The organism is Devosia enhydra (genome assembly GCF_900119845.1).
Taxonomy (GTDB): domain Bacteria; phylum Pseudomonadota; class Alphaproteobacteria; order Rhizobiales; family Devosiaceae; genus FPKU01.
In genome coordinates, this window is record NZ_FPKU01000001.1 from 1,000,960 (window position 1) to 1,023,305 (window position 22,346).

The 22,346-nt window shown below is 65.5% G+C and carries 22 protein-coding genes; 11 read left to right on the top strand and 11 right to left on the bottom strand.

Features of this window, described 5'->3' with window-relative positions:
- The first annotated feature begins 1 nt into the window (after position 1).
- The 4 genes from BT183_RS04895 to BT183_RS04910 all read left to right on the top strand — a co-directional run bounded on the left by BT183_RS04895 (position 2) and on the right by BT183_RS04910 (position 2,283).
- Positions 2-592 (top strand): thymidine kinase, encoded by a 591-nt coding sequence (locus tag BT183_RS04895; RefSeq protein WP_072339527.1) that lies wholly within the window; start codon positions 2-4, stop codon positions 590-592.
- Between the two features lie 3 nt (positions 593-595).
- Positions 596-982 (top strand): acyl-CoA thioesterase, encoded by a 387-nt coding sequence (locus BT183_RS04900; protein WP_072339529.1) that lies wholly within the window; start codon positions 596-598, stop codon positions 980-982.
- Between the two features lie 11 nt (positions 983-993).
- The gene (locus BT183_RS04905; protein WP_072339531.1) at positions 994-1,392 is read left to right on the top strand and encodes an MGMT family protein; all 399 of its coding nucleotides are present in this window, start codon (positions 994-996) and stop codon (positions 1,390-1,392) included.
- A 189-nt stretch (positions 1,393-1,581) separates the two neighbouring features.
- A complete protein-coding gene (locus BT183_RS04910; RefSeq protein ID WP_072339533.1) occupies positions 1,582-2,283 on the top strand; it encodes an SH3 domain-containing protein in 702 nt (233 codons plus the stop codon).
- Positions 2,284-2,438: 155 nt separating this feature from the next.
- On the opposite strand, the gene tviB is transcribed toward BT183_RS04910, so the two are convergent.
- Together tviB and BT183_RS04920 are read right to left on the bottom strand one after the other, a co-directional pair.
- Positions 2,439-3,719: a Vi polysaccharide biosynthesis UDP-N-acetylglucosamine C-6 dehydrogenase TviB gene (gene tviB, locus BT183_RS04915; protein WP_072339535.1), complete on the bottom strand. Its 1,281-nt coding sequence runs from the start codon at positions 3,717-3,719 to the stop codon at positions 2,439-2,441.
- Between the two features lies 1 nt (position 3,720).
- On the bottom strand, positions 3,721-4,734 hold the full coding sequence (locus BT183_RS04920) for an NAD-dependent epimerase (RefSeq protein WP_072339537.1): 1,014 nt from the start codon (positions 4,732-4,734) through the stop codon (positions 3,721-3,723).
- Positions 4,735-4,870: 136 nt separating this feature from the next.
- On the opposite strand from BT183_RS04920, the gene BT183_RS21130 reads away from it, so the two are divergent.
- From BT183_RS21130 to BT183_RS04940, 4 genes are all read left to right on the top strand, one after another.
- The gene (locus tag BT183_RS21130; protein ID WP_072339539.1) at positions 4,871-5,233 is read left to right on the top strand and encodes a hypothetical protein; all 363 of its coding nucleotides are present in this window, start codon (positions 4,871-4,873) and stop codon (positions 5,231-5,233) included.
- A gap of 155 nt (positions 5,234-5,388) precedes the next feature.
- Entirely contained in the window at positions 5,389-6,066 is a 678-nt protein-coding gene (locus tag BT183_RS04930; RefSeq protein WP_072339541.1) for a tellurite resistance TerB family protein, read from the top strand.
- A 91-nt stretch (positions 6,067-6,157) separates the two neighbouring features.
- Positions 6,158-7,192 (top strand): Atu2307/SP_0267 family LLM class monooxygenase, encoded by a 1,035-nt coding sequence (locus BT183_RS04935; protein WP_072341551.1) that lies wholly within the window; start codon positions 6,158-6,160, stop codon positions 7,190-7,192.
- Complete coding sequence (locus BT183_RS04940; RefSeq protein ID WP_072339543.1) at positions 7,193-7,756, top strand: uracil-DNA glycosylase family protein; 564 nt, start codon at positions 7,193-7,195, stop codon at positions 7,754-7,756.
- Here the strand turns inward: BT183_RS04940 and BT183_RS04945 are convergent.
- The 9 genes from BT183_RS04945 to BT183_RS04980 all read right to left on the bottom strand — a co-directional run bounded on the left by BT183_RS04945 (position 7,728) and on the right by BT183_RS04980 (position 18,026).
- A complete protein-coding gene (locus tag BT183_RS04945) occupies positions 7,728-7,949 on the bottom strand; it encodes a hypothetical protein (protein ID WP_072339545.1) in 222 nt (73 codons plus the stop codon). The two genes, BT183_RS04940 and BT183_RS04945, sit on opposite strands and share 29 nt — an antisense overlap.
- Before the next feature lie 139 nt (positions 7,950-8,088).
- Positions 8,089-8,382 carry an HlyU family transcriptional regulator gene (locus BT183_RS04950; protein ID WP_072339547.1) on the bottom strand — a complete coding sequence of 98 codons (294 nt, stop codon included), beginning with the start codon at positions 8,380-8,382 and terminating at the stop codon, positions 8,089-8,091.
- Positions 8,383-8,452: 70 nt separating this feature from the next.
- Complete coding sequence (locus BT183_RS21135; RefSeq protein ID WP_280173910.1) at positions 8,453-8,584, bottom strand: hypothetical protein; 132 nt, start codon at positions 8,582-8,584, stop codon at positions 8,453-8,455.
- A 127-nt stretch (positions 8,585-8,711) separates the two neighbouring features.
- Complete coding sequence (locus BT183_RS20420) at positions 8,712-8,945, bottom strand: DUF4160 domain-containing protein (RefSeq protein WP_210185441.1); 234 nt, start codon at positions 8,943-8,945, stop codon at positions 8,712-8,714.
- Positions 8,945-11,005 carry an RNA polymerase sigma factor RpoD gene (gene rpoD, locus BT183_RS04960; RefSeq protein WP_072339550.1) on the bottom strand — a complete coding sequence of 687 codons (2,061 nt, stop codon included), beginning with the start codon at positions 11,003-11,005 and terminating at the stop codon, positions 8,945-8,947. The genes BT183_RS20420 and rpoD overlap by 1 nt, the downstream gene beginning before the upstream one ends.
- A gap of 182 nt (positions 11,006-11,187) precedes the next feature.
- Positions 11,188-13,134 (bottom strand): DNA primase, encoded by a 1,947-nt coding sequence (gene dnaG / locus BT183_RS04965; protein WP_072339552.1) that lies wholly within the window; start codon positions 13,132-13,134, stop codon positions 11,188-11,190.
- Between the two features lie 48 nt (positions 13,135-13,182).
- On the bottom strand, positions 13,183-14,451 hold the full coding sequence (locus BT183_RS04970; protein WP_177282393.1) for a DUF3422 domain-containing protein: 1,269 nt from the start codon (positions 14,449-14,451) through the stop codon (positions 13,183-13,185).
- 147 nt (positions 14,452-14,598) lie between these two features.
- Positions 14,599-17,295, bottom strand: coding sequence for a DNA gyrase subunit A (gyrA, locus tag BT183_RS04975; RefSeq protein WP_244545281.1), 2,697 nt, complete (start codon positions 17,293-17,295; stop codon positions 14,599-14,601).
- A gap of 308 nt (positions 17,296-17,603) precedes the next feature.
- Positions 17,604-18,026 carry a winged helix-turn-helix transcriptional regulator gene (locus tag BT183_RS04980; protein ID WP_244545245.1) on the bottom strand — a complete coding sequence of 141 codons (423 nt, stop codon included), beginning with the start codon at positions 18,024-18,026 and terminating at the stop codon, positions 17,604-17,606.
- A 143-nt stretch (positions 18,027-18,169) separates the two neighbouring features.
- On the opposite strand from BT183_RS04980, the gene BT183_RS04985 reads away from it, so the two are divergent.
- From BT183_RS04985 to BT183_RS04995, 3 genes are all read left to right on the top strand, one after another.
- The gene (locus tag BT183_RS04985; protein WP_072339558.1) at positions 18,170-19,048 is read left to right on the top strand and encodes an SDR family oxidoreductase; all 879 of its coding nucleotides are present in this window, start codon (positions 18,170-18,172) and stop codon (positions 19,046-19,048) included.
- A 167-nt stretch (positions 19,049-19,215) separates the two neighbouring features.
- Positions 19,216-21,549 carry an efflux RND transporter permease subunit gene (locus BT183_RS04990; protein ID WP_072339560.1) on the top strand — a complete coding sequence of 778 codons (2,334 nt, stop codon included), beginning with the start codon at positions 19,216-19,218 and terminating at the stop codon, positions 21,547-21,549.
- Positions 21,550-21,772: 223 nt separating this feature from the next.
- The gene (locus BT183_RS04995) at positions 21,773-22,297 is read left to right on the top strand and encodes a hypothetical protein (protein WP_143145667.1); all 525 of its coding nucleotides are present in this window, start codon (positions 21,773-21,775) and stop codon (positions 22,295-22,297) included.
- Positions 22,298-22,346: the final 49 nt, after the last annotated feature.

The following is a 22,346-nucleotide window of genomic DNA, read 5'->3' on the forward strand; positions in this document are numbered from 1 at the left end:
CATGGCCAAGCTCTACTTCTCCTATGCGGCGATGAATGCCGGCAAATCCACCCTCCTCCTCCAGGCGGCCTATAATTATCGCGAGCGCGGCATGCAGACGCTGCTGCTCACGGCGGCGCTCGATGATCGGGCCGGCAAGGGCGTCATCGCCTCGCGGCTCGGGCTCAGCGAAACCGCCGACCTGTTCAATGCCACCGACGATCTGTTCGCCAAGGTCGAGGCCCTGCTCAAAAGCGGGCCGCTGCATTGCATCCTTGTCGACGAAGCCCAGTTTCTCACCGCCGATCAGGTGTGGCAGTTGGCGCGCGTCGCCGATCGGCTCGGCGTGCCGGTGATGTGCTATGGCCTGCGCACCGATTTCCAGGGCCGGCTCTTTCCAGGCTCATCGGAGCTGCTCGCCATCGCCGATTCCCTGCGAGAAATCCGCACCATCTGCGAATGTGGGGCCAAGGCCACCATGGTGGTGCGGTTGAACGCACAGGGCGCCGTCATCACCGAGGGCGACCAGGTCGATATCGGCGGCAATGAGCGCTATTTGTCCCTGTGCCGCCGGCATTGGGAAGAACGCACCGGACGTTGGACGAGGGCTTGAACCATGCAGGGCACTTCCACTGAACCCCGCGGCGCACTGACCATCCGCACGCTAGCCATGCCGGCCGATACCAACCCGGCCGGCGATATCTTCGGCGGCTGGGTGATGAGCCAGATGGACATCGCCGGCGCCATCGCCGCCGTCGAGCGCGTCAAGGGCCGGGTGGTCACCGTCGCCGTCGAGGCAATGACCTTCATCGCCCCCGTCAAGGTCGGCGATATCCTCTGCGTCTACTGCTCGGTCGAGCGCGTCGGCAAGACCTCGATCACCATCGCCATCGAAGCCTGGGTCAAACGCGAACGGCTGGGCGACCGGGTCAAGGTCACTGATGGCCAGTTCGTTTATGTCGCGCTGGGCGAAGACGGCAGGAAGCGCCTCATCTCGAGCTAGGGTGAGAGGCGATGGCGTCGCCGTTCTTTGCTCGCATAAAGTCCGACCTGCTCCAAATCGTTCGCAGCGTGCCCCCTGGTGCTGTGATCACTTACGCCGACCTTGCCGGCCATCTGGACATTTCCGCGCGCCAGGCCGCTTATATCCTCGCCACCCTTACACCGATCGAGGCCGAAACCATCCCATGGCATCGCGTTCTGGCTTCGGACGGAACGCTGGGGGCGTCTCGCAAGGGAAAGAGAGGCGATGCGCAACGGGAACGCCTCCGGCGCGAAGGTCATGGTTTCCTCGGCGAAAACCTGCTCGACTTCGAAGCTCTCTGCAGGCGCGTGGCCGAGCTGCCCCATGGCCTTCCGCCGCAAACCCGCCCGCCGGATGCGCCGCCTGCAAAACGCGTTCGCGGGAGCTGAGCGCCCGTCCAATACTGCACGCTTCGTTCAGATGGGGTTCAGCCCCGTTGCCGTTAATGGGCCCCAGCGGTTGGTTCCAAATCACCGGTTAACGATGAGCGTCGAATGCAAGCATCGGCGTTGGAACTAACTTGAAAACCAGCCCGTTATAAGAGCCGACTTGGTCAGTTGGCCCGTCAGGAGCGTCACATGAAGGCCCGTACCCGCAAACTTGTTCTCAACATCGCCACCGGCGTCGCGCTTGCCGCGACCGCTGCCGTGGTGTTCACGCCTGCCATGGCGCAGGCCGCGCCGGCCGAGGCTACGGCCAATGTCAATGTGCGCTCGGGTCCGGGCACCGGCTTCGGCGTCGTCGGCCAGCTGCGCGCCGGCCAGGATATCGATGTGGGCGAGTGCCAGTCGAGCTTCTGTTATGTTCAGGGCGCCAATATCAGCGGCTGGGTCTCTGCCAGCTACCTCTCCTATGCCGGTCCGAGCCGTCCCGGCCCGTCGCGGCCCGAACCCAGCCGTCCCGAGCCCTCGCGTCCCGATGTCGGCTTCGGCGTCCAGATCGGACCCGGCGGCGTGTCGATCGGCATCGGCACCCCGGGCTTCAATCCGCCGCGTCCTGACCGTCCGGATCGCCCCGGCCGTCCCGATCGCGAGGCCTGCTTTTACGAGCATGCCGATTATGCCGGCCGCAGCTTCTGCATGAATGCCGGCGATTCCATCAACAACCTGGCGCGTTTCGGCAACTGGAACGACCGCATCTCGTCGATCGACAATGATCGGCTGAGCGTCACGGTCTGCGAACATGCTGATTTCCGCGGCACCTGCCGCACCTACACCACCAGCACCCGTTCGCTCGGCCGCCTGAACGACCAGATCTCTTCGATCCGGGTTAACCGCTGACCGGCAGGAGATCGGGGGTCTCGGCGATCCACCATCGCCGACCCGGTCTCCCACCAGCCACGGCTGAGTGGCATTGCCACGGATTGACCTCCAGCCCGGATCAGGGGGCACCGCATTTCGATGCGGTGCCCTTTTTCATGCGCCATCGAGAGTGGCTAGAGCCGCAGGTCCGCGTCCTCGCGCGGCAGGATGTGCTTGAGGTCATAGACCACTCCACCCGACCGCCCCAGCGCCCTGATCCCCTCGGAGCCCAAAGCGCGGAACGCTTTGTGCGCCACCGCCACCACGATGCCGTCATAGCTGCCCGGCTCGGGCGTGTCGGTCAGGGTGAGCCCATATTCATGCATCGCTTCGTCGGCATCGACCATCGGGTCGGTGATCTCGACCGTGCAGCCGAAGCTCTTGAGCTCGGCCACGATATCCACCACGCGCGAATTGCGCAGATCGGGCACGTCCTCCTTGAAGGCAAGCCCCATCACCAGCACCCGGCTGCGACCGACTTCGACATTGCGCCGGATCAGCGCCTTCACCAGCTGCGCTGCGACATAGCTGCCCATGCCGTCATTGATCCGCCGGCCGGCAAGGATCATCTCGGGATGGTAGCCGATCGCCTGCGCCTTGTGCGTCAGGTAATAGGGATCGACCCCGATGCAGTGTCCGCCCACCAGCCCGGGCCTGAACGGCAGGAAGTTCCACTTGCTGCCCGCCGCCTCCAGCACCGCCTGGGTATCGATCTCCATGCGGTTGAAGATCAGCGCCAGCTCGTTGACGAGCGCGATATTGACGTCGCGCTGGGTGTTCTCGATCACCTTGGCGGCCTCCGCCACCTTGATCGAGGGCGCCTTGTGCGTGCCCGCTCGCACCACCGTGCGATAAAGCGCATCCACGAGCTCCGCCACCTCGGGCGTCGAGCCCGATGTCACCTTCCGGATATCGGGCAGCCTGTGCGTCTTGTCGCCGGGGTTGATGCGTTCGGGCGAATACCCCACGAAGAAATCGCGGTTGAAGACCAGCCCGGATTCTCTTTCCAGCACCGGCACGCAATCATCCTCGGTCGCGCCGGGATAGACGGTGGATTCATAGATCACGAGCCCGCCCGGCTTCAGCGCCCGCCCCACGGTGCGGCTGGCCGACAGCAGCGGCCCAAGGTCTGGCCGCTTGTAGGCATCGATAGGCGTCGGCACCGTGACGATGAAGGTGTTTGCCTCGCCAAGCGCTGCCGGATCGCTGGCAAAGCGCAGCGCCGTGGCCTCGGCCAGTTCCTCCCCGCTCATCTCGTTGGTGCGGTCGTGGCCGGCCTCGAGCTCGGCGATGCGCGCCGCGTTGATGTCGAAGCCGATCACCGGCCGCACCCCGCCAAAGGCCGCAGCCAGCGGCAGTCCGACATAGCCCAGCCCGATGATGGCGAGCTTCAGATCGTCGAGCCCCAGGGGCATATCACACTCCGAAATAGCTGCGATACCACGCTGCGAACCGCGCCACGCCGACCTTCACCGGCGTCCGCTCCCAGTCGCCCAGCATGCGGGTCAGGCGGCTGACATCGGCATGCGTATCGGGCACATCGCCGGGCTGGAGCGGCAGATATTCGCGGATCGCCTTGCGCCCGAGCGCCTCTTCCAGCGCGTCGACATAATCCACCAGCTGCACGGGGCTGTTGTTGCCGACATTGAAGATGCGGAACGGCGCATTGCTCGCGGCCGGATCGGGGTTCGAGGCGTCCCAGTTAGGGTCCGGTGCCGCGATGGCATCGCTCGCGCGCACCACTGCCTCCACCACATCGGCGACATAGGTGAAATCGCGCATGTGGTTGCCATTGTTGAAGAGCCGTATCGGCTCCCCGGCAAGGATGGCCTTGGTGAACAGGAACAGCGCCATGTCCGGCCGCCCGAACGGCCCGTAAACGGTAAAGAACCGCAGGCCCGTCGTCGGCAGGCGGAACAGATGGCTGTAGCTGTGCGCCATCAACTCGTTGGCGCGCTTGGTCGCCGCATAGAACTGCAATGGGTGGTCGACGCCCTCGGCTTCCGAGAACGGCAGTTTCGTATTGGCGCCATAGACACTGCTGGTCGAGGCATAGGTGAGGTGCGGCACCGCGCCATACCGGCAGCATTCGAGCAGATGGGTGAAGCCCGTGATATTGCTCTCCACATAGGAGAGCGGATTTTCGAGGCTGTAGCGCACCCCCGCCTGCGCGGCGAGATGGATCACCCGGTCGAAGCGATCGCCCGCGAACACCGCCTCCATGGCGGCCTTGTCGGCGATGTTGATCTCGTGGAAGCCGAACCGCTCCCCGCCGGCCGCGCGCAGCTGCGCCAGCCGCGCCTGCTTCAGCCTGGGATCGTAATAGGGGTTGAGATTGTCGACCCCGACCACGCTGTCGCCACGATCGAGCAACCGGCGCGTCGTGTGATAGCCGATGAAGCCGGCGCTGCCGGTCACCAAAACGCGCATCGTTCACCCCAGCCTGTTTCCCGCCACTGGTAGAGTTTGCGAAAGTCACGGTCAATCTGATCTGTTCACGAAGTTTGGAACGAAACTCCGGGGACCGCGTTTTTTCGCCATACGGTAGCAAAGAAGGAAAAACACAATGGCTATCCCGGAACGCGAAACCGTTTACAACGAAACCACCACCACCACCGCCCGCCCCGTCTACACCCGTGAATCCAGCTCCACCGGCTGGTTCGTCGGCATCATCGTGGCGCTGGCCCTCCTCGCCATCGGCTATCTCGTGTTCTCGGCCAATTCCGGCCCTGCCACGACCAATGTCGACATCACCACGCCCCCGCCGGTGACTGACACGACGACCACCCCGATGACTACGACCCCGATGGCGCCCGCCGAGACCGCTCCGGCTCCGGTCGAGCCCGTGACCCCGGCTCCGGTTGAGCCCGCGGCTCCCGCCGCTCCGGTCGAGACCGCTCCGACCCCGGCCGCCCCGGTCGCCCAGTAATCGGGCAGATCATCGTGCCTCCCCTCCCTGAGGCCACAAAGAACCCCGGATCTCCATCCGGGGTTCTTTGCATTTGGGCCCCAGGCGCGGTGGCGCATCTTGCGTGCGGCTCGCGCCATACCTAAGTGCGCAGGGTCACACATCAGGATCGGCCAATGTTCAACTTCAACGATATCGTCAAGGCGCTGCAGACCGACCCGAACACCCGCAAGCAGGCAATGACCGGTGCCGCGGGCCTCGCCGCCGGCATGCTGCTGAGCGGGGGCGGTCTCGGCAAGATGGTCAAGGGCGGCGCCAAGCTGGGCGCCCTCGCCGCCGTCGGCGGGCTCGCCTATCAGGCCTGGCAGAAGCACCAGCAGTCCCAGGCCGGCACCTCACCGCTTCCCTCACCGCGCGAGGACGCGTTCTTTCCCGCCGCCGAGCCCGAGCAGGAAGAGCTGGGCAAGACGCTCGTCCGCGCCATGATCGCCGCCGCCAAGGCCGATGGCCGCATCGATGCCGAGGAGCAGCAGGCCATTTTCAAGCGCCTCGAAGCCATGCCGCTTTCGGCCGACGAAAAGGCCTTCGTCTTCGACCAGCTCAATGCGCCCCTCGATATCGAGGCCGTCATCCGCCGGGCCGATACGCCCGAGCACGCAGCGGAAATCTATGCGGCCTCGCTCGTCGCGATCACCGCCGATACCGAAGCCGAGCAGGCCTATCTCGCCAATCTGGCACGCAGGCTCAACCTGGCCCCCGGCCTCGTCGCCGAAATCCATCGCACCGCAGGCCAGCAGGCGCCGGCACCGGCTCCCTCGCCATGGAGCTATACGCCCTCGCCCAGCAACGTCTGATCGGGCTCGGGGCCGGTTACACCGGTGTTCCGTCTTGCGCGGCACTCTCGGCAAGGCCATGTCTCGGCCAAATGCAATGGAGAGTGCCGCCATGGAGCTTGGGCTTTATTCCTTCGTCGAGAACACGCTCGAGCATTTCAGCGGGCGAACCCAGAGCCCGGCCGAGCGCGTCCGCGACCTGCTCGAGGAAATCGAGTTGGCCGACCAGCTCGGCCTCGATTTCTTCGGGCTCGGCGAGCATCATCGGCCCGACTATGTCGCGAGCGCGCCGGTCACGCTTCTGGCCGCCGCCGCTGCCCGCACCAAATCCATCCGCCTCTCGACCGCCGTCACGGTGTTGAGCTCCGAAGACCCGGTGCGCGTCTACCAGCAGTTTTCGACCCTCGATCTCATCTCCAACGGCCGCGCCGAGATCATGGCGGGGCGCGGCTCCTTCATCGAAAGCTTCCCGCTCTTTGGCCATGAACTCGAAGACTATGATGACCTCTTCGAGGAAAAGCTCGCCATGCTGCTAGCCATCCGCGAGGGCGGCAAGATCTCCTGGCCCGGCAGCAAGCACACCCGCGCCATCCCTGATCTCGCGATCTATCCCGAGCCGGTGCAAAAGCCCATCCCGCTCTGGATCGCGGTCGGCGGCACGCCCAATTCCGTAGCGCGCGCAGCCTATTACGAGCTTCCGCTGATGATTGCGATCATCGGCGGACAACCGCGCCAGTTCGCGCCTTTGGCCGATTTCTACCGCCAGACGCTCGAAAAGCTGGGCAAGAACGTCAAGACCCCGATGGGCATCTCGGCCCATGGCTTCATCGCCGCCGACAGCCGTGAAGCCCGCGACATCGCCTTTCCGGCCCATCAGGAGACCATGAACCGCATCGGCCGCGAGCGCGGCTGGGGTCCCACCGGGCGCGACCAGTTCGAAGCCGGCACCACCCCGCAGGGCGCCTATTTCATCGGCTCGCCGCAAGAGATCATCGACAAGGTGCTGATGCAGCACGAATGGTTCGGCCACCAGCGCTTCGGCCTGCAATTCTCGGTCGGCACCCTGCCGCATGACAAGGTGATGAAAGCCATCGAGCTCTTCGGCACAGTGGTCAAGCCAGCCATCGACAAGGCGCTCGGGCGCTGAGTGGATCACGCGCGCCGCACCCTCATCGAGAGGCGCCGGCAGTTCACCTGGCCGGGCTATGAGAGCTATGCCGATGCCGGGCTCGAGGGCGACTATGTCAGCCCCTACCAGCTCAGCTGCGGCAATCCCTCTGGCCCGGTGCTGCTGACCTATAATTTCCTCGATGCGCCGACGGCGCGTCGAGAGGTCGCTCGCCTGCGTCAGTCAGGCTACCTGCCCGAAATGCCGTTCAACAGGGTGCTGGACCGTGCCCTGGCGATGGCCGGGCTCGAACGTGCCGATCTCTACGTCACGCACGCCTTCCACCTGCTCGCCCGCAGCCGCTCCGAAACGCTACCGGCCCGGGCCGTCGAGGCGTCTTTCGATGCCGTGGCGCGCCATGAGATCGCCGGCCGCCCCGTCATCGCGCTGGGTCAGGTCGCAGCCATCCAGTGCCGGCGGCATGGCATCGCGCACCTGCCGCTCCCGCATCCCAGCGCGCGCGGCCAGAGCTTCGAAACGCGCGCCAGCGTTCTGGCCGACGCGCTGCTTTCAACTACTTCCCGCTGCGCTTCAGCGACTTGATGTTGAGCGGCGGCAGCCCGGACTTCTGCGCGATCTCGCGATCCTGCGCTTCGATCGCGGCCTTGGCCGGCTCGTCGCCATCCAGCCCGCCCAGCAGATTGGCCTCCACCTTGCGGTTGGAGCGCTGCGAGCCGTCCTCGTAGATCACGTCGAACAGCACATATTCCACGCGGGCGGTTGGCTTCTTGGCCATGACGAAACTCCGGTCATCAAACTATCGGGGACGGAACGCAGAGGCCGCCTAAAGGGCCGCGCGGACCATGGTCAGAAACGCCAAAGCCCTGCCCATGCGTCCGCCCGGACGCATGCGGCATCGGCCCGTGCGGTAAAATTCAGCCGAACAGGCGGTCGCCCTGCTCGTCGACGATCTGGCGGCCCTTGGCCAGCGTGTAGGTCTGGGCATCTTCCTTGGAGCCGAACCGGTCGGCCCGCACGAAATCATGCCGCTTCAGCGCGCCATCGATTTCCTTCTCGATGGTCCCGGCCAGCTGGAACTCGCTGCCGGCTGGCAGGAGCGTCGCCCTGATGGTGAAGCCCTTGTAGACCTCCTGCGGCGCATTGGTCCCGGTCGCCACGCCCGAGTCATCGCCACCGCCGGCCCCGAACAGCTTCTTCCAGAAAGACATCGGCCTTGCTCCTTGCGTGACAGACGGCCCTGTGTAGTCGAGGCGATGGAGTGGAGCAAGCGATGCCCCGCTATTCGGCCGCCTCCGACCCGCTTCGCAGTTCACCAGCAACCTGCATCTCACGCCGCAGCCATTCGGGCGCGATATCGAAGTCGTTTGGCCAGGTCAGCGCGCCATAGTCCAGAAACACGCGGTCGAACATCTCACGCGATTAGAGCTCGGGAATGAGCCCTCTTCCGGTCTCGATCAAAGATTTGAAGTCATGCTCGCCGGAGGTGCCGTCGCTGAAGACGACAGACAGTCGAAACGGACCCGTCACCTCGCACTGCTTAACTCTTACGGGCATCCAGTCCCTCAATCCGCAGCGGCGCCTCGTCACGACCAGCCCGGCGCCAGTTCTCCAGCAAGTCCTCGCGATGCAGCTGGCACCATTGCGCCACCAGCCGAGCCGCGGCCGGAGGCAGATGGCCGTCGGTCACCTGCCAGGCGGCGGATGGTCCCTCACAGACATGCGGATGGCGACGCCGTAGAAAATCGAGATCGTCGGCATCGCCAGCCATCATCAATTGTCGAGGAAGCTCCTGAGCTTGCGGCTGCGGCTCGGATGCTTGAGCTTGCGCAGGGCCTTGGCCTCGATCTGGCGGATACGCTCGCGCGTCACCGAGAACTGCTGGCCCACTTCCTCGAGCGTGTGGTCGGTGTTCATGCCGATACCGAAGCGCATGCGCAGCACGCGTTCCTCGCGCGGAGTGAGCGATGCCAGCACCCGCGTCGTCGTCTCGCGCAGATTGCTCTGAATCGCAGCGTCGATCGGCTGGATGGCGTTCACGTCCGGGATGAAATCCCCGAGGTTCGAATCCTCCTCGTCACCGATCGGGGTTTCGAGGCTGATCGGCTCCTTGGCGATCTTCAAGACCTTGCGGACCTTGTCGAGCGGCATCTGGAGCTTTTCGGACAGCTCCTCGGGCGTCGGCTCGCGGCCGATCTCGTGCAGCATCTGCCGGCTGGTGCGGACGATCTTGTTGATCGTCTCGATCATGTGCACCGGAATGCGGATGGTGCGCGCCTGATCGGCGATCGAACGGGTGATGGCCTGCCGGATCCACCAGGTCGCATAGGTCGAGAACTTGTAGCCGCGCCGGTACTCGAACTTGTCCACCGCCTTCATCAGGCCGATATTGCCTTCCTGGATCAGATCCAGGAACTGCAGCCCGCGATTGGTGTATTTCTTGGCGATCGAGATCACGAGGCGCAGATTGGCCTCGACCATCTCCTTCTTGGCGATGGCCGCTTCACGCTCGCCCTTCTGCACCTTGTTGACGATGCGGCGATACTCGGCGATGTCGAGACCCGTCTCGGAAGCCAGCGCGAAGATTTCCCCGCGCAGGTCGAGAATGGTCGCCACCTCGCGCTTCACGAACTCCGCCCAGCCCCGGCCCGGCCGTACGGCCACCGTCTCATGCCAGCGCGGATCGAGCTCGGCGCCGAAATAGGCGTTGAGGAATTCGTCGCGCTTGATGCCGTAGCTTTCGGCCAGCCGCAGCAGCCGGCCTTCGATCCGCACGAGGCGCTTGTTGATGTCGTAAAGCTGCTCGACAAGGCTCTCGATGCGGCTCTGATTGAGCGAGAGCGACTTCACGTCCCCGATCACCTGGCTGCGCAGCGAGCTCAGGCGCTCGACTTCCTCCGAGCTTGCGGGCGACTTCGACGCCAGCCGGTCCTCGGCATGGCGGTCCTGCAAGGCGCGCATCTGGCCATAGGCCTCGGCGATGCGGTCGAAGGTCTCCACCACCTGCGGCTTCAGTTCCGCTTCCATCGCCGAGAGCGACAGCGAGTTCTCGAAATCGTCGTCGTCGTCCTCCACCGGGTCCTGCGGCGGGGTCGGCTCTTCGGGCACGTAGTCGTCGTCCTCGCCGCCCGAGCGGGTCGGCGCCTTCTTGGCCGGCTTGGCCGAGCGGTCGTCGCGCGCCGGCTCGGCGCGGTCTTCCTGCGGCATCACCGGGGCGGCCTGCTTGGCATCGGGGCCGGCATAGGTCGCTTCGAGATCGATGATGTCGCGCAAAAGAATTTCGGCATTCGCCAGCTGGTCGCGCCAGATGATGATGGCCTGGAAGGTCAGCGGGCTTTCGCAGAGCCCGGCGATCATCGTCTCGCGCCCGGCCTCGATGCGCTTGGCGATGGCGATTTCGCCCTCGCGGCTGAGGAGTTCGACCGATCCCATCTCGCGCAGATACATCCGCACCGGATCGTCGGTGCGGTCCGAGCCCTCGCGGGTGTTGGACTTGCTGGCGATGGCCGTGCCGGTCTTTTCGGCCAGCTCGGTGCTTTCTTCCTCGGCGGTGTCGGGCTCGGCCTCCTCGACCTCGTCCTCGTCGACGACATTGATGCCCATGTCCGAGAACATCGCCATGATGTCCTCGATCTGGTCGGTTGAGACCTCTTCCGAGGGTAGCACCGAATTCAGTTCTTCATAGGTGACATAGCCGCGCTTCTTGGCGACCTTGATCAGCTTTTTTACGGCAGCGTCCGAAAGGTCGAGCAACGGGCTGTCGGGCGCGTCGGCGCCGGCGGTCTCCGGCTTCTCGTTGTCTTTCGTCTGCTGGGGTGCTGCCTTAGTGGCCATTGAGCTGCTCCGCGAGGCCCGTTCCGATTCGGGCGTCGTTGCCTCTTAAGTGGTGATGGCTCAAGACTTGGTAAAGGATAGCGAACGAAAGCGCCCCCGCGCCAACGTCACATGTCCGTCATCCGCACTTCGCGATAGGCTGATTCGCCTCAACGCGAAACCGCGCGTACCCGCCGCCCCCCTCAGAGGCTGCGTGCCGCGCGCCCGGATAACGAACCAAACCCTTCGATCAAAGCCTCGGTGCCATCGACGGTCGTGATCTGGTTCTGGATGTCTCGCAGCCTCTCGAAGGTTTCTTCGCTCGGGTCTTCGCCCAGCGCCAGCTCGGCTGCCTTGAGTTCCCTATTTAGCTCAATCGATTTGTAATGCAAGGCCAGCGCGTGTTTTAGCCCGGTTTCCGCGTCTGATTCGGCAGCTTCGGCGTCGCTTTGCCAGATGCCCTGCCGCATCAGCAGCTGCCGCATCCGCTCGAGCGCCTCGCCATGTCCGCGCGCGCCCAGCGCCAGCGTCAGCCCCTGCCCATCGAGGTCGTGATCATGGGTCACGAGGTCGATCACCGCCCCCAGCAGCTCGCGCGCCGCCGCACTCGGCAGGTCGAGCGCCGCCAGCGTTTCGAGCCGCGGCTCCACCAGCCGCGGATGGTTGACCAGCGCCATGATGATCGCCGCCTCGCGCGGGCTCGGGTCGTCCGCGCGCCCTGGCTTCAAAAGCCGCGAATTGCGCAGCATGTCCGAAACGACGACGCGCGGACTGGGCTGGCTGCGCCCGCCCGGCCGCCACTGGCCACCCTCGTTCCGGCCGCGCTGGCCCTGCCCCTCATTGCGCCAGCCGCCCGAGCGCCGCATCGGCTGGAAGAAGGCCGAGAGTTTTTCCTCGAAGGCCTGCATGTAATGCCGCCGCACCGATGCATCCTGAATGCTCTGCGCCCGCTCGCGCAGCCGCGCTTCAAGCGCCGCCCGCGCCTCGGGCGTTTCCGGCAGCGTTCCGTGCGTCTCGATCCCCCAGATCGCATCCGAGAGCGTCTTGGCGCGATCGAGCACGTCGGCGAAGGCTTCGCGGCCATGCTTGAGGATCAGATCGTCGGGGTCGAGCCCCTCGGGCAGCGTCGCGATGCGCACCGTCTTGCCCGGCTTGAGCAGCGGCAGCGCGAGCAGCGCCGCGCGCTCTGCCGCGCGAAGCCCGGCCGCATCGCCGTCAAAGCACAGGATCGGCACGTCCTGCAGGCTCCACAGCAGCGCCAGGTGATCCTCGGTCAGCGCCGTCCCCAGGGGCGCGATCGTGCCCTCGAAGCCCGCCATCACCGCGGCGATCACGTCGAGATAGCCCTCCACCACCACCAGCGGCTTGCCGTCGCGCGCCGCCTGCCGGGCCGAATGGCCGTTATAGAGCGTCAGCCGCTTGTGGAAGAGCTCGGTCTCGGGCGAGTTGAGATATTTGGCCGGCACGTCGGTGGAAAGCGCCCGTCCGCCGAACGCGATCACCCTGCCGCGCATGTCCGAAATCGGAAACATCACCCGGTTGCGGAACCGGTCATAGGGAAGCGGCTGCTCCTCGCGCACGATCACGAGGCCGGTATCGACCATCTCCTGCGCCGAGACGCCATTGGCCGCCAGATGCTCCTTGAGACCGTTGCGGCTGTCGGGCGCAAAGCCGATGCGGAAGCGCGCCTGCGCCTGCGCCGACACTCCACGCTCGTTGAGATAGCCGCGCGCCCGCGCGCCGATATTGTGCGACAGTGCCGCCTCGAAATACTGCGTCGCCAGTTCCATCACGTCGAACAGGGTGCGCCGCTGCGCCTCGCGCTTTTCGGTGCGTTCGTCGCGTGCCGGCATCGGCAGCCCGGCCATGCCGGCCAGCCGCTCCACCGCCTCTGGAAAGCTCAGGCCGGCCTTTTCGACGAGAAAGCGGAAATGGTCACCCGTCGCCTTGCAGCCGAAGCAGTGATAGATGCCCTTGCGGTCATCGGCGTGGAAGCTCGGCGTCTTCTCGCCATGGAACGGGCAGCAGGCCCAGAAATCCCCGCGTCCCGGCTGGCTCTTGCGCTTGTCCCAGATGACATGCTCGCCCACCACCTGCGAAATCGGCAGGCGCTGGCGGATCTCATCGAGGAAGCTGTCTGAAAAGCGCATTGTCGGCCGATGTCGTCCGTCAAAAACTACAAAACCGACGGCCGTCGTTTATGACAGCTTTGTACCGCCTGCGCCATGGCGATGCTGGATGCGCCGCAGCGCCAGCCACACCAGCAGCAGCACGGCCGGCACGAGCAGCGCCAGCGTCCACTGCTTGGTTGGCGTATCCAGCCCGGCCCCACCGAGTACATAGCTCATGATGCCGATGGCGTAGTAGGAAATCGCGATGGTCGAAAGCCCCTCGACGGTTTTTTGCAGCCGATACTGGCTGCGCCCGGTCTCCGAAATCCCTTCGAGCAGCGCCCGGCTTTGCAGCTCCACATCGAGCCCGATGCGGGTGTTGAGCAGGCGGATGGCGCTGTCGATCTTGCCCGCCAGTGCCTCCTGCCGCTTCTCGAAAGCCCGGCAGGTGGCGATGGCCGGGTCGATCCGGTTCCTCAGAAACCGCCGCAACGTCGATGCGTAACCCACTGATTCCTCATCGAGACGCCCGAGCCTGTCCATCAGCACATCGGCATAGGCAAAGGTCGCGGCAAAGCGGAAGCCTGTCGCTTCCCCCAGCCGCCCGGCCGCCACCGACATCTTGTGCAGCAGGTCGAGGGTTTCCCGCGCCTCTTCCACCGTATCGACCTCGCTCATCGCCTCGAGCGTGCGCGCCACCTCGTCCTCGAGCCGCGCCAGTTCCGGCCCCCGCTCGCGTGCTGGCGCCAGCCCCAGCAGCGCATAGGTGCGATAGGTCTCGATTTCGAGCAGGCGCCGCACCAGCACGGCCCGCCGCACCGTGCTGAGCGCGCCGCAGGCGAATTCGAACCGGGTGAAGCCGTCGTCATCGGGCTTGAAATCGCTTGCGATCTGCCCGGTCCGCGCTTCGATCCACGACACGCACAGGCTTCCGAGGTTGAAGGTCGGGATCAGCTTTTCGGGCACTTCCAGCGCATCGACGAGGTCGACGCGCGTCGCCACCAGCAGCGTGCAATCGGCCAGCGCCTCGAGCCCGATGCCCTCGGGCCAGGCCGCCCGTTCAGGCCCCGCTGCCAGCCAGGAGAGCGTAACGAATTCGGTATGCAGTTCCCATGTCACGCTGCATCCCATCGCCTCATAGCTGTGCTGGCGGCCCGTAGGCACGGGCAGCCCGGCATCGCGGCACCATTGTGCGAAGCGGGCCATGGCGCGCGAGGCGGCGTCCGGCCCCTCGGGCAGCGAAACCGCGATGCGCCGCACCCGCCCCTTGGCCGGCACGAAGACGATGGGGCGTGCATGCACCTCGTCTGCCACGAGCCGGCGTGCAGGGTGGTCGGCAAAGGGCGCACTGGTCATCATCGGGCCTCGCTCGGCGCGCTCGGCGCCACGGGCCCAGACTAGTGCGTCGGCGCTGCGCCGGCCTGCGACAAACTCGTCAACCGGCCCTCGCCGGGCTCAGACATTGGTCGAAGCCGGCGCCGTTGCGCCGGCCCCCTGCGCCCGTCAGCCTTCGGCCACCGGCTCCACATCGCCATCGGCATCGGTCTCGCTGATGCGTTCCACCGACACCACCTTCTCGCCCTCGGCAGTGCGGAAGATGCGCACGCCCTTGCTGGCACGGCTGGCAAAGCGGATGCCATCCACCGGCACGCGGATCAGCTGCCCACTGTTGGAGACGAGCATGATCTGGTCGGCTTCTTCCACCGGGAAGGCGGCAATCAGCTGGCCGATCTCGTCGAGCTTGCGCTGGTCGGTCGCCTTGATGCCCTTGCCGCCGCGATTGGAAATGCGGAACTCGTAGGACGAGGAGCGCTTGCCATAGCCATGGGCGTTGATCGAGAGCACGAACTGCTCGGCAGCCCCCATATCGGCATAGCGCGATACCGAAAGCTGCACCGCGCCCGTGCCATCGGCCTCGTCCTCGACATCGGCGTCGGTTTCGACCTCGCCATCCTCGCCCGTCGCGGCCCGGCGGATCGCGCCCGACTGCTTGAGATAGGCGGCGCGTTCTTCCGGCGACGCATCGACATGGCGCAGGATCGCCATCGAGATCACCCGATCATCCTCGCCCAGGCTGATGCCGCGCACGCCTGTCGAGGTGCCCGTCGAGCCATTGCCGCCAAAGACGCGCAGGTCCGTCGACTGGAAGCGGATGCACTGCCCCAGCGCCGTGGTCAGCAGCACGTCGTCATTCTCGCCCGAAAGCTCGACCCCGATGATGTGCTGGGTCGTATCGTCGAACTCCATCACGCGCTTGCCCAGCGTCGTGCGCGGCACGCAGTCAGAGAGCTTGTTGCGCCTGACCGAGCCGGTATTGGTGGCGAACATCACGTCCAGCCCCTCCCAGCTCGCCTCGTCCTGCGGCAACGGCACGATCGAGGTGATGCGTTCGCCCGCATCGAGCGGCAGCAGGTTGATCAGCGCCTTGCCGCGCGATTGCGGCTCGGCCACCGGCAGGCGCCACACCTTGAGCTTGTAGACCTGTCCGAGAGACGAGAAGAACAGCACCGGCTGGTGCGTATTGGCCACGAACAGCCGGGTGACGAAATCCTCGTCGCGCGTCGCCATGCCCGAGCGGCCCTTGCCCCCGCGCTTCTGCGCCCGATAGGCCGAAAGCGGCACGCGCTTGATGTAGCCGCCATGGGTGACGGTCACCACCATATCCTCGCGGGCGATCAGGTCCTCGTCCTCGAAGTCCCCCGCGCTGTCCTCGATCGATGTGCGCCGCGGCTTGGCGAACTGTTCGCGGATTTCGCTCAGCTCCTCGCGGATGATCGCGATGACCCGCTCGCGGCTGCGCAGGATGTCGAGATAATCCGCGATCGATGCGCCCAGCCCGTTGAGCTCGTCCCCGATCTCGTCGCGCCCGAGCGCGGTGAGGCGCGACAGCGTCAGCGCGAGGATCGCCCGGGCCTGTTCTTCGGACAGCCGGAAGGTGCCGTCGGCGTTCATCCGGTGGCGCGGATCGTCGATGAGCGCGATCAACGGGGCCACGTCGGCGGCCGGCCAGTCGCGTTCGATCAGCCGCTCGCGCGCCGTCGCCGGATCGGGCGCGGTGCGGATGAGGTGGATCACCTCGTCGATATTGGCGACGGCCACCGCGAGCCCGACCAGCACATGGGCGCGATCGCGCGCCTTGTTGAGCAGGAACCGCGCCCTGCGCGTCACCACCTCGAAGCGGAAATCGATGAAGGCCTGGAGGATGGATTTGAGCCCCATCAGCTCCGGCTTGCCGCCATTGAGCGCCACGAAATTGCAGCCGAACGAGGTCTGCAGCGGCGTGAACCGGTACAGCTGGTTCAGCACCACATCGGCGACGGCGTCGCGCTTCAATTCCACCACCACGCGCAGGCCGTGGCGGTCGGATTCGTCGCGCAGGTCCGAGATGCCCTCGATGCGCTTTTCGCGCACCAGTTCGGCCATCTTCTCGATCATCACCGACTTGTTCACCTGATAGGGAATCTCGGTGATGATCAGCGCCTCGCGCTCGCGGCGCACCTCTTCCACATGCACCCGGCCGCGCATCAGCACCGAGCCGCGGCCCGTCTCATAGGCCGAGCGGATGCCGGCCCGCCCGAGGATGATCGCGGCGGTCGGGAAATCGGGTCCCGGCAGGACGGTCATCAGATCGTCCACGGTCACCGTGGCATCGTCCATCAGCATGAGCGTGGCGTCGATCACCTCGCCCAGATTGTGCGTCGGCACATTGGTGGCCATGCCCACCGCGATACCGCCGCCGCCATTGACGAGCAGGTTCGGGAACCGCGCCGGCAGCACCACCGGCTCGTGTTCCGAGCCGTCGTAATTGTCCTTGAAGTCGACGGTGTCCTTGTCGAGGTCCTCGAGCATCGTGCCCGTGACCTTCTCCATGCGCACCTCGGTGTAGCGCATGGCCGCCGGCATATCGCCGTCGATGGAGCCGAAATTGCCCTGCCCGTCGATGAGCAGCTGGCCCATCGAGAAGTCCTGCGCCATGCGCACCAGCGCCATGTAGACCGACTGGTCGCCATGCGGGTGGTACTTGCCGATCACGTCGCCGACGACGCGCGCCGACTTGCGATAGGGCTTGTTCCACTCGTAGCCGTTCTCGCTCATCGAGAAGAGAATGCGCCGGTGCACCGGCTTGAGGCCGTCGCGCACATCGGGCAGCGCGCGGCTCACGATCACGCTCATGGCGTAATCGAGATAGGACCGGCGCATTTCGTCGGTGATCGAGATGGGGGCGATGTCCGAAGGCGGCAAAGCCTGGCCTTCCCCGTCTGGCGTGTCAGTCACTGGGCATTCGTCCTTGTGCGCGTCTCAGGGGAGAAAGAGAATCACTCCGACCGGCAAACGCATTGTCTTTCAACCCTCTGGGCACTTGTCCTCAGCCTGTCTCTGAGAATTGCGCCCGAGTATCGAGGCATCTGGTGCTTATAGCCGATTCCGCCTCAAAGAGCCACGAATGCTGGGTTTGCGGCCCAAATCCCCAGCAAAAGCACTGATTTGGCCGCCTCGGGGCTCCGGCGCTACTCGCTGTCGGCCCCGTGGGCACGACGCGATGCGGTGATCTCGGCGTGGTTTTCAGACGCCCAGCGGATCAGGTGCCCCAGCGGCGCCACCATCGAATGGCCGAGCCCGGTGAGGCTGTATTCCACCGAGGGCGGCTTGGTGTCGAACACCTGCCGGGCCACCAGCCCGTCCTGCTCAAGCCCGCGCAGGCTCTGGGCCAGCATCTTCTGGCTGATGTCTGGGATCTCGCGCCTCAGGCTGTTGAACCGGCGCGGACTTTCGGCCAGCGTCATGATCAGCAGCATGCTCCATTTGTCGCTGATCTTGTCGAGCACCTGCCGCACCGGGCAGGCACTCGCCGGCCCGCCGCGACTGGCCGCCCAGCGCTCCACGAAGATCGCCGCATCGTCCGCCCCGTCGCGTCTCGTGATGTCGGTCACTTGGGTTACCTCCGGGTTACCTCCTCCCCGCACGGTGCCTTCTTGCGCCGCGCCGCCGGAAAGATAGATACCAGTCACCAACGGAGAGTTAGTGGCCTGCCCCTGCGCTGGCAAGCGGCTCTCCGGCCAAAACGGAGACTGGAATGACCAAGTTCAAGGATAAGACGCTGCTGGTAACCGGCGCATCGGGCCATCTCGGCCGCATCGCCGTCGAGGAACTGCTCGCCCGTGGCGCAACGAACATCATCGCCGCCACCCGCGATCCGTCCAAGATCGCCGATCTCGCCGCCAGGGGCGTCACCGTCCGCAAGCTCGATTTCGATGATGCGGCCACCCTCGCTCCCGCCTTTGCGGGCGTCGATCGCGTGCTGCTAGTCAGCACCGACTCCGTCGGCCGGCGCGGCGTTCAGCACAAGGCTGCGGTCGATGCCATCAAGGCGGCCGGCGTCGCCCATATCGTCTACACCTCCGCCCCCGCCGCCCGCCCCGATCCCGATGCCGGCCTTGCCCCGGAGCATTTCTGGACCGAGGTGGCGATTGCCGCCAGCGGGCTCGATTTCACCATCCTGCGCAACCACATGTATGCCGAAAACAACCTGATGAGCGCTGCCCAGACCATCGCCTCGGGGCAGCTTTACGGGCTGCAGGGCGATCGCGGCACCGCCTATGTCGCACGCGCCGATACCGCCCGCACCGCCGCCGGCGCACTGCTTTCGGCCGAAGGCAAGTCCATCGCCGATGTCACGGGTCCGGCCGTCGTCACCAACACCGATCTTGCCGCAGTGCTCGCCCGCCTCTCGGGCAAGCCCGTCGCAAGCGTCCCGCTCAGCGTCGACCAGTTGCGTGGCGGCATGCAGGCGGCCGGACTGCCTGCGCCGCTGGTCGATATTCTCGTCGCCTTCCAGCGCGATGCGACGCAGGGTTATCACGCCATCGTGACGGACACGGTCAGGCGCTATTCCGGCCGCGAGCCGCAGGCGCTCGAAGCGGTGCTGGCGCCCCTTCTCGCCAGCTCGAAATGATCGCGCGGCTGCGCGCCGGCCACATCAGACGAGGGCGCCCAGGCGACGCAGGATGACAACACCGCCCGGAATTTGCGGCTGAAAGCCCCGCAAAAGCTGGACGCTCCCTGTCCCTGCCCGTAGTAATCCCGGCCATTACCATCATGGCCGGGAATCGGGACAGACATATGAATTCGATTGGCAAGCGCATCGGCGACTTCTTCGCGCGGCATCGCTCCATCGGATTTGGTCTCGAAAGGATCGGCTTTCTTACCATCGCCCACACAAAGCTGGTGGCCCTCCTCGTCATCGCCTTCACCGCGCTCACGCTGTCGGTCATCCCGCGCGCCAATGTCGATGGCGACCTGCTGCGCGTCTTTGCCAATTCGGGTCCCCATTACGACAGCTATGCCGCGCTGTCCGAAAGCTTCGGCACCTTCGAGGAAGACATCTATATCCTCGTGACTTCGCCGACCCTCACCGAGCCCGAAACGCTCGAGCGGCTGCGCGAGCTGGCCTTCGATGTCGAACTCAGCACCTATGCGGTGGGCACGCTGTCGCCCTTCTCGCTGCGCGCCCCCGATGGCGCGGGCGGCTCGGTGCCGGCCGTGCCCGAGGGCATGGAGAGCGCCGAGGATGTCAGGCAGGCGCTGAGCACCCTGCAGCAGACCGATCCGATGATGCGCAACCTGATCACTCCCGATCTCTCGGGCATCGTGATCATCATGTTTCCCAATGCCGAGCTCACCCGCGACGAGGGCACGGCGGGCATGATCGCCGATCTCCGTGCCGTCATCGCGCCCTACCAGACGGGCGATGTGCAGATCGAACTCACAGGCCCCCCGGTCTGGACCTCAGAGATGCTCAATGCGGCCGTCGACGATCAGGTCAAGTTCACCGTCTACGGCTTCTCGCTGGGAGCGCTGATCGCGCTTTTCGGGCTGCGCTCCTTCTGGGGCGCCATCATCGTCGCCTCGGCGCCCTTCGTGGCCGTGATGTGGACCATGGGCACCATCCTCCTGGTCTTCGGCTCGTTCTCGTTCCTCACCATCATCGTCACCACGGTCTGCCTCGTGGTGGCGTTTTCCGAGAGCATGTTCTTCACCTACAACTGGCTCAATTTCTGGCGCGATGGCATGGACCCGCGCGAGGCGGTGGCCCGCACCATCCGACAGGTTGGGCCCGCCTCGGCGCTCACCATGGTCACGACGGCCATCGCCTTCGGCTCGCTCGGGCTCGCGCCCGGCCAGGGCATCCAGGAATTCGCCATGGCGGGCGTCATCGGCTCCTTCCTCACCTTCCTGGTCATCATGACCTTCCTGCCGCTCGTGCTCTTCCTCGCCGTGCGGCTGGGGCTCAAGCTGCCCAAGACGCCGTCGGCGGCGCTGACGGCGGCCCTGCCCTTTTCATGGAGCGTGGTGTCGCGCTTCGCCCGGCCCCTGGCGGTGGTATCGGTGGTGGTCACCACCCTGCTGCTCATCCCCTATTTCCTCATCCAGCCGCGCTTTTCCTTCGAGGATTTCGTCGCCAGCGATTCCACCGCGATTTCTGCGGCCGAGGAGATCGACGAGGGCGTGGGAGGCGTCGCGCCGATCTATGTCCGCGTGCCGCTGCTCGATGCCAATCCGGACGTGTCCGACCGCGATTACGAGACGATCCGCACCGTCCACGAGATCCTCGAAGCCCAGCTGGGTGAGAACAAGGTCATCTCCGCCGCCGCCATGACCCATTACACCGAGGGCGGGTTCAGCCGCGCCGAGGTGCTGTCGGCCGTGGGCCCCTTCATGCGCCAGCGCTTCGTCACCGATGACGGCACCGAGGCGCTGGTCACCGGCTTCATGCCCACTATCGTGGAATCCGATCGCCTCAAGCAGGTGGTCGCCGATACCCAGCAGGCACTGGCCGATGCCGGCGTTGTAGACGCCGATGTCGGCGGCTTCCGCATCCTCACCACCTTTGCCACCGACGATATCGTGCGCAATCTCCAGCTCTGCCTGACGCTGAGCGTGCTCGTGAACATCGCCGTCATCGGCTTTGCCTTCCGCTCGGTGCGCCTCGCAATGGCCTCCGCCATCCCCAACCTCTTCCCGATCCTGGGCACCGAGGCGTGGCTCTGGATGTCGGGCGCCGGGCTTCAGCTCACCACCGTCCTGGCCCTCACCATCGCCTTCGGCATCGCGGTCAACGACACGATCCACTTCCTCTCCCATTACCTGCATGATCGCAGGGTGGAGGGGCGCGATCATCGCGAGGCTGTGCGCCACACCATCACCCGTATCGGCGGCGCGATCGTGGCCACCACCATCATCCTGTGCGCCGGCACGGCCGTGGTCGCCTTCTCGGAATTGCCGCAGGTGGCGATGTTCGGGCAGCTCTTCGTGCTCTCGATCGCGCTGGCGCTCCTGGGCGATCTCTTCATCCTCCCCGCCCTGCTCGTCGCGGGCGGCCGCTTCTTTGATCCTGTGCGCCGCAAGGCGCCCCAGGTTGATGCAAAGCCCGTGGAGGCAACCGGTCAGGATTAGCTGCGTTCACGTCTTCGCCATGTCTTGCGCTTAGACTTGCTGGACAGGACGCAATGCTGCATCTGTGAAGTGCCTGTGTGCGTCCGACCTCGTGCGACGCTGGCAAAATGTCGCAAGAGCGGGTATTGCTGCGCGCCACATTGGCGGCATCGGCCATGATTCTGGCCATGCGCGCTGTTTCGCCGGGGGGCGAAGACGAGATTGACTTGGAGGCACTGAGAGAATGAGCATGTTTCGGCCCCTGCTGCGCAATGTAGCGCTTGTCGGCCTTGTCCTGTCGTCCGCGCTGGTCGCCGCCCCGACCCAGGCAGCCCGCGCGGAGATCGAGTTCCTGTCCGGCTATCTCGGGGAGTGGCGCGGTCGCGGCACCCTCACCGGCGCCAGCTCGGAAACCGTCGTTTGCCGGCTGACCCTCAGCCCCGGCAATTCCGACAAGATCAACTACAATGGTCGCTGCACCATGGCGGGCAACAACCTCGCCATCCAGGGCACGCTGGCCTATGTCGATTCCTCGCGCCGCTACGAGGCGGTGATGTCCACCAATGCCACCTTCCAGGGCGTGGCCGTGGGCCAGCGTCGCGGCAATGGCGTGGTCTTCAACCTGCAGGAGCGCAATCGCGCCGACGGGCAGGACATGTCGATCACCGCCGCCATCGCGCTGCAGAACGGCAAGATCGACGTCAACTTCAAGGTCACCGACGCCAAGAGCGGCGGCACCATGCAGGCGAGCGTCCCGTTCAGCAAGTAACGGACGCATAAATCCAAGTGTTAAAGGGCGGCCTCATGGTCGCCCTTTT

Bases quoted from the DNA above. Each gene is read 5' to 3' on its own strand.
- BT183_RS04895 (WP_072339527.1), top strand. From the start codon at position 2: ATGGCCAAGCTCTACTTCTCCTATGCGGCGATGAATGCCGGCAAATCC.
- BT183_RS04900 (WP_072339529.1), top strand. From the start codon at position 596: ATGCAGGGCACTTCCACTGAACCCCGCGGCGCACTGACCATCCGCACG.
- BT183_RS04905 (WP_072339531.1), top strand. From the start codon at position 994: ATGGCGTCGCCGTTCTTTGCTCGCATAAAGTCCGACCTGCTCCAAATC.
- BT183_RS04910 (WP_072339533.1), top strand. From the start codon at position 1,582: ATGAAGGCCCGTACCCGCAAACTTGTTCTCAACATCGCCACCGGCGTC.
- tviB (WP_072339535.1), bottom strand. From the start codon at position 3,719: ATGCCCCTGGGGCTCGACGATCTGAAGCTCGCCATCATCGGGCTGGGC.
- BT183_RS04920 (WP_072339537.1), bottom strand. From the start codon at position 4,734: ATGCGCGTTTTGGTGACCGGCAGCGCCGGCTTCATCGGCTATCACACG.
- BT183_RS21130 (WP_072339539.1), top strand. From the start codon at position 4,871: ATGGCTATCCCGGAACGCGAAACCGTTTACAACGAAACCACCACCACC.
- BT183_RS04930 (WP_072339541.1), top strand. From the start codon at position 5,389: ATGTTCAACTTCAACGATATCGTCAAGGCGCTGCAGACCGACCCGAAC.
- BT183_RS04935 (WP_072341551.1), top strand. From the start codon at position 6,158: ATGGAGCTTGGGCTTTATTCCTTCGTCGAGAACACGCTCGAGCATTTC.
- BT183_RS04945 (WP_072339545.1), bottom strand. From the start codon at position 7,949: ATGGCCAAGAAGCCAACCGCCCGCGTGGAATATGTGCTGTTCGACGTG.
- BT183_RS04950 (WP_072339547.1), bottom strand. From the start codon at position 8,382: ATGTCTTTCTGGAAGAAGCTGTTCGGGGCCGGCGGTGGCGATGACTCG.
- BT183_RS21135 (WP_280173910.1), bottom strand. From the start codon at position 8,584: ATGTTCGACCGCGTGTTTCTGGACTATGGCGCGCTGACCTGGCCAAAC.
- BT183_RS20420 (WP_210185441.1), bottom strand. From the start codon at position 8,945: ATGATGGCTGGCGATGCCGACGATCTCGATTTTCTACGGCGTCGCCAT.
- rpoD (WP_072339550.1), bottom strand. From the start codon at position 11,005: ATGGCCACTAAGGCAGCACCCCAGCAGACGAAAGACAACGAGAAGCCG.
- dnaG (WP_072339552.1), bottom strand. From the start codon at position 13,134: ATGCGCTTTTCAGACAGCTTCCTCGATGAGATCCGCCAGCGCCTGCCG.
- BT183_RS04970 (WP_177282393.1), bottom strand. From the start codon at position 14,451: ATGACCAGTGCGCCCTTTGCCGACCACCCTGCACGCCGGCTCGTGGCA.
- gyrA (WP_244545281.1), bottom strand. From the start codon at position 17,295: ATGCGCCGGTCCTATCTCGATTACGCCATGAGCGTGATCGTGAGCCGC.
- BT183_RS04985 (WP_072339558.1), top strand. From the start codon at position 18,170: ATGACCAAGTTCAAGGATAAGACGCTGCTGGTAACCGGCGCATCGGGC.
- BT183_RS04990 (WP_072339560.1), top strand. From the start codon at position 19,216: ATGAATTCGATTGGCAAGCGCATCGGCGACTTCTTCGCGCGGCATCGC.
- BT183_RS04995 (WP_143145667.1), top strand. From the start codon at position 21,773: ATGAGCATGTTTCGGCCCCTGCTGCGCAATGTAGCGCTTGTCGGCCTT.